This is a genomic window from Gemmatimonas sp. (assembly GCF_044376735.1).
Lineage (GTDB): Bacteria > Gemmatimonadota > Gemmatimonadetes > Gemmatimonadales > Gemmatimonadaceae > Gemmatimonas.
Genome location: NZ_JBILKJ010000162.1, coordinates 1 through 5703, shown reverse-complemented (window position 1 = coordinate 5703; position 5703 = coordinate 1). Strand labels below are relative to the sequence as shown.

The 5703-nt window shown below is 67.8% G+C and carries 5 protein-coding genes; 2 read left to right on the top strand and 3 right to left on the bottom strand.

Annotated elements, in window-relative coordinates:
* Positions 1-672, bottom strand: a 672-nt coding sequence (locus tag ACIRA7_RS14420) for a glycosyltransferase family 2 protein (protein WP_396221548.1), incomplete at its 3' end; no start/stop codon positions are given.
* 163 nt (positions 673-835) lie between these two features.
* On the opposite strand from ACIRA7_RS14420, the gene ACIRA7_RS14415 reads away from it, so the two are divergent.
* Positions 836-1435: a hypothetical protein gene (locus ACIRA7_RS14415; protein ID WP_396221547.1), complete on the top strand. Its 600-nt coding sequence runs from the start codon at positions 836-838 to the stop codon at positions 1433-1435.
* The gene (locus tag ACIRA7_RS14410; RefSeq protein ID WP_396221546.1) at positions 1432-3201 is read left to right on the top strand and encodes a hypothetical protein; all 1770 of its coding nucleotides are present in this window, start codon (positions 1432-1434) and stop codon (positions 3199-3201) included. Before ACIRA7_RS14415 ends, ACIRA7_RS14410 begins: the two co-directional genes overlap by 4 nt.
* A gap of 21 nt (positions 3202-3222) precedes the next feature.
* Here the strand turns inward: ACIRA7_RS14410 and ACIRA7_RS14405 are convergent, their stop codons facing one another.
* Entirely contained in the window at positions 3223-4782 is a 1560-nt protein-coding gene (locus tag ACIRA7_RS14405) for a peptide MFS transporter (RefSeq protein ID WP_396221545.1), read from the bottom strand.
* Positions 4779-5703, bottom strand: a 925-nt coding sequence (locus tag ACIRA7_RS14400; RefSeq protein ID WP_396221544.1) for an ABC transporter ATP-binding protein, incomplete at its 5' end; no start/stop codon positions are given. The genes ACIRA7_RS14405 and ACIRA7_RS14400, both read right to left, overlap by 4 nt.

Genomic DNA, 5703 nt, shown 5'->3' with positions numbered 1-5703 from the left:
CACGCGGCGCGTGTCGCGCATGCGTACGCCATACGTCGGTTCCATGGGGACCGACTCCACCCGACGGGCCAGCGGGACCAGCTTCAGCAACAGATCGGCGTTCGCGGTCCACGAATCGCCAACGCAGATCGCGTCGGAGCCGGCCTGCCGCACGAGATCGCGCAGGGCGGAAATCCGGATCAGGCGCATGGTGGCCGTCAGGTCATTCACCCCGTGCACCCGCACGAATGGACGCATGACCCAGTGGGCCGCCTTGAACAACCGCCGCACCGGCGTGGGCGCGTCGGCCACCACCATCCGCTCTCCCACCACGAGGTCGGCGCCGCCTTCGAAGCGCCGGGCGAACTCGGGAACGATGCCCGGGGGATCGGTGAAATCCCCCTGGATCAGCATCATGGCGTCGCGGCGCGGGTAGCGCGTTTGCGCCGAGACGTACCGGATCAGTGCGTCGAGGGTGCCGGCGTACCCGACGTGCGTGGCGCCGCGGAGCACGGTCACCGGCATCGCGTTCGCGTACTGCTCCGCCACCTCGGCCGTCTCGTCGGAGCTCGCATCATCGTACACGACGACCTCGTACTCGCGGGGGAACTCAGCGAGGACGGTGCGGATCCGCCAAAGCAGGACGCCGATGGTGGCGACCTCGTTGTGTGCCGGAATAGCGAGGTAGAGCACGGGAGCCGGTAGCGGGACGCGCGAGCCAACAGGAAGAACGCTGGCAGACAGGGATGCGTTCGATAATAACAGACCGCGGCCTCCGGCGGTGGTGGGCGGGCCAATGAGCCGCGACTATCCTTCGGATGTCCCACGGGTAGCTTCCCGGATCTCTTTCCCGCCCATGTTTGAACCGCTTCGCGACGCCCTGCGCGGATTCTCCGCGCGCCTGAGCCAAGAGGAACGCCGCACGATGACGGAGGCCATGCGCGATGCGCTGGTCCACGCCAAGCTCGGGCTGAGCGATCTGCGCGCATCCCTGGCGACGACCACGGCCCGTCTCGACGCGGAGCGTACCGAGCTTGCCACCGTACGCCGCCGGCAGGGGCTGGCTGCGCAGATCGACGATCAGGAAACGGTGGCGATCGCCGAGCGGTTTGCGGTCCAACATCAGGAACGCGTCGCGATGCTCGAGGTAAAGCAGATGGTGCAGCAGCAGGAACTCTCCCTCGCCGAGCGCGAGTACGAGGAGATGTCGTCTGAGCTGCGCCTGATCCTGTCGGGGGTGGCGCCCGGGGCGCGGTCGCCGGAGCCGGCGGCGAAGCCGGACGACGGGGCTGCCGAGTCGGCGCTCGACGACGGCATCATCGCCGCGGGCGACGAGTCTACGGGAAGCCCGATGGGGAACCCGATGGGGGAGGCACCGGCGCGCCGCACGCGCGCCGAGCGCGAAGCGGATGCCGAACAGCGGTTGGCGGCCCTGAAGCGCCGAATGGGCAAGTGATCCAGCGGCGCGTGGTGGCGTTGGTGTGTCTGGTGTTCGGTCTGCCCTGGCACGCCATGGCCGGACAGGGGGTGCGCGCCAACGGGCAGAAGCAACCCCCGGTGTCGGGCCGAGGCCGCTTGCCGGTCGCGGGCTGCGCAGGGCAGCCGATCAGCGACATCATCGTCATCACGCAGCCGCCGTTCACGGACCGCCTGCCGACCCGGCTCGAGTGGGTGCGCCGTACCGTGCGCCGGACCCATGTGAACACGCAAGACGATGTGGTGCGCCGGTTTCTCCTGCTGAAGGTTGGGGAGCCCTGCAACCAGATTCGCCGCGCGGAATCGGAGCGCATCATGCGCGCCCAGCCCTTCCTCGTGGACGCCCGGATCCGCGTGTACGACGATGAGGCGGGCGGCGTACGGCTCGAGGTCGAAACGCGCGACGATTTCAGCCTGGTGTTCGAGCCGACGCTGCAAGCGCAGTCGCCGATGCTGCGCGGGATGCGCTTCGGCGACTCGAACCTCGGCGGGTCGGCGACGTTGGCGGCGATCAATTGGCGCGATGGCCGCGCCTACAACGATGTGCTGGGCGTGAACCTGGAGAACTATGCGTTCGGACAGGGACGCAACGAATTCCGCCTTGCCGCGCAGCGCAATCGATTCGGGCAGGACATGCGGTTGGAGCTGATTCGCCCCTACTACACCGACCTGCAGCGGTACGCCTGGGTCGGCAGTCTGAGTGGGACCCGCGAACCGATGGAATTCCGCCGCGGTGAGCTGCCGCGCAATGCGCTCACGGTACGTCGCGAATTCGCCAATGTCGGCGCCATTGCGCGCGTGGGTCCGGTGGGTCGGCTGCGACTGATCGGCGCCTCGATTACGCGTGAGGCGCAGCGCACCGACGGGCAATCGCTGCTGCTCACGCGCGATGGCGTGCAGGCAGACACGACCGGGGCCCCCGTACCGACCTTCCGCGCGCAACGCGTCGTTCGGGCCAACGCGCTGCTCGGCGTCCGGGCGATTCGCTTCGTCCGAGTGGAAGGCTTCGACGCGCTCAACGGCGCGCAGGACGTTCGGGTGGGCATGCAGCTCGGACTGGTGGCCGGCTACTCGATTCCCGTGCGGCAGGCGCGCGACCGCGATGCGTTCGTGGCCGCCAATCTGTATGGCGGCTACGGCGGCGCGCGCAGCTTCGTCGGGCTGCAGGGGGTGACCGAAGCGCGCTACGATCGGGACACGAAGGCGTGGGACAATTTCGTGACCAGCGGCCGACTGGCGTGGTACTTCCGCCCGGCCGTTCGTCAGACCACGGTGGTGGAGTCCGAGTGGAGCGCGGGTCGCGACATGCGGGTGCCCTTCCAGTTGTCGCTCGCTGACCGCGACGGCGGCATCATGGGCCATCGCCGCTCGAGTCAGGCGGGCGCACGGCGCTTGGTGTTTCGCGCGGAGCAGCGGCTCGTGGTCCCCACCCGGCTCAACGTGGCCGATGTGGGCTTGGCCGGATTTGCCGAGGCTGGTCGGCTCTGGGGCGAGCAGTCGGTGCCGTATTCGCTCGAGACGCCGTGGCGGGGAGCGGTCGGTTTCTCGGTGCTCGCCGCCGTGCCGCCGCGTTCGCGGCGGCTGTGGCGCGTGGACTTCGCGCTGCCGGTCGGTTCCGATCCGCGGCGCCGGTTCGAAGTGCGATTCACGAGTGTCGATCGGTCGCGCGTGTTCTGGAACGACCCGGGCGAAGTGCAGGCTGGGCGTGAACGTACCGCGCCGTCCAGCCTCTTCTCCTGGCCGTAGCGGACGCCCGGACCGCGCGAACTACTTCGCGGTCGCCATCATGCGCCGGATCGGCACGATCATGAGCGCGAGCACCACGGTGGCACCGAAGAGCGCGATGGCAGTGCCGCTGAACACGAGCGGCGTCTGTTCGAGCTTGGTCGGGTCCACATGTCCGCCCACGAGACCCGCCACCAGGTTGCCGACGGACGTGGCCAGAAACCAGATGCCCATCATCTGCCCGACGTAGCGACGCGGCGCGAGCTTGGTCATCGACGACAGGCCGACGGGGCTCAGAAAGAGCTCGCCCAGTGTCTGAAACAGGTAGCTCGCGATCAGCCACCACGGCGACACCAGCACCGTGCCACCGCTGGCGACGACGGTGTTGGCTGCGAACACCATGACGAGAAAGCCGACGCCGGCCAGCGCGAGACCGAGCGCGAACTTGGTGGGGCTGGAGAGATCGATGTTGCGCTTCGCGAGCATGATCCAGAGCGCGGCGAAGAGCGGCGAAAAGAGAATGATGAACGCCGCATTGATCGACTGAAACCACGTGGCAGGAACCTCGAAGCCGAAGAGGTTCCGATCGGTAAAGTCGTTGGCGAACAGCTGCAATGAGGTCGGCGCCTGCTCGAACGCCGCCCAGAAGATGGCCGCGAACACGAACAGCACGAAGATCACGCCGGAGCGCAGCTTCTCGTCGCGGGTGAGTCCGCCAAACGCGAAGAGGAAGCCGAAGAACGCCACGGCGATCCCGACGAGGACAAACGTCATGGCGCCGCCGATGGCCTGCGGATCGAGCGTGACGGCGCCGATGCTGGCCAACACGAACACGAGCGCGAGCACGGCCAGTCCGCCGACGGTAGCGTTGCGCACTGCCCCCTCGCGCTTCGCCTGCACGACGGGGTCGGGATCGCGCACGATGTCCTGCCCGAGGCCTCCGAGCATGTCTTTCGCCTTGAGCCAGAACATGAGCAAGCCGAAGAGCATTCCGATGCCCGCGGCTCCGAAGCCCCAGTGCCAACTGACCCGCTCACCGAGATAGCCGGTCACCAGCGTACCGGCGAACGCGCCGATGTTGATCCCCATGTAGAAAATCGAGAAGCCGGCATCACGTCGCGCGCCGCCCTCGGGGTACAGGTCGCCGACGATGGCGGAGATGTTCGGCTTCAGCAGTCCGGTGCCGAGCACGATCAGCACCAACCCGAGGAAGAAGAAGATCTTGCCCACGCCCGCGCCGGCTACGCCGGAAACGCCGATCGACAAGTGCCCCGAGGTGATCAGCATGGCGCCGATCAGAATGGAACGCCGCAGTCCGAGCCACCGATCGGCAATCCAGCCACCGGGCAGCGACGCGAGATAGACCGACGCCGCATAGATGCCGACGATGGCCGATGCTGCCGGACGGTCGAAGCCGAAGCCGCCGTCGGCGAGCGCGGCCGCCATGAACAGCACCAGCAGCGGACGTAGGCCGTAGAAGGAGAAGCGCTCCCACATCTCGGTCATGAAGAGCAGACCGAGTCCGCGCGGATGACCGAAGAACGCGCGATCGTTGGCGGGGTTCGGTGCGGACGAGTCCGTACGAAGCGGGGGAGGCGTCACGACGCGTTGGATGAAGGGTGGAGAAGCGGCTGCTTGATGCAGGCCACGAAGTGCCCGGGGGACTTTTCTTCGAGCGGTGGGACCACACGCGTGCATTCCGCATCCTTGAGCGGATTGGGGCATCGCGGATGAAACACGCAGCCGCTCGGTGGATTCGCCGGCGACGGCGGATCACCCGGCAACAGAATGCGCTGGCGCTTGGCGGTCGGGTCGGGCACGGGCACCGCCGACAGCAGTGCCTGCGTGTACGGCATCAGCGGCGTGCTGAAGATGGTGCGACGCGGTGCGAGTTCGACGATGCGGCCGAGATACATCACCGCGACGCGATCGGCCATGTGGGCGACAACCGCGAGATCGTGGGCGATGAACAGATACGACAGCCCGCGCTCGCGCTGCAGATCGCGCAACAGGTTCACGACCTGCGCCTGCACGCTCACGTCGAGCGCGGAGACGGGTTCGTCACACACGATGAACGACGGCTCCACGGCGAGGGCGCGTGCGATGCCGATGCGCTGACGCTGGCCGCCGGAAAACTCGTGCGGATACCGCGCCGCGTACTCCGGGCGCAGCCCCACTTCGTCGAGCAGCGTGGACACACGACGGTCGGCCGCGGCACCTTCGGCGAGTTCGTGTACGATCAGCCCTTCCTTGATCGCGGCGCCCACGGTCATGCGCGGATTGAGGGAGCCGTAGGGATCCTGAAAGATGATCTGCATGCGCCGCCGCATGCGCCGTAGCGTTTCGCCGCGCAGCGCCAGCACATCGGTGCCATCGAAGCGCACTGTGCCCGATGTCGGCTCGATCAGGCGCAGAATCGACCGGCCGGTCGTCGTCTTGCCGCACCCCGACTCCCCCACCAGCGCGAGCGTCTCGCCGGCGTTCACGTCGAAGGAGACGCCGTCCACCGCCTTGACCGCGCCG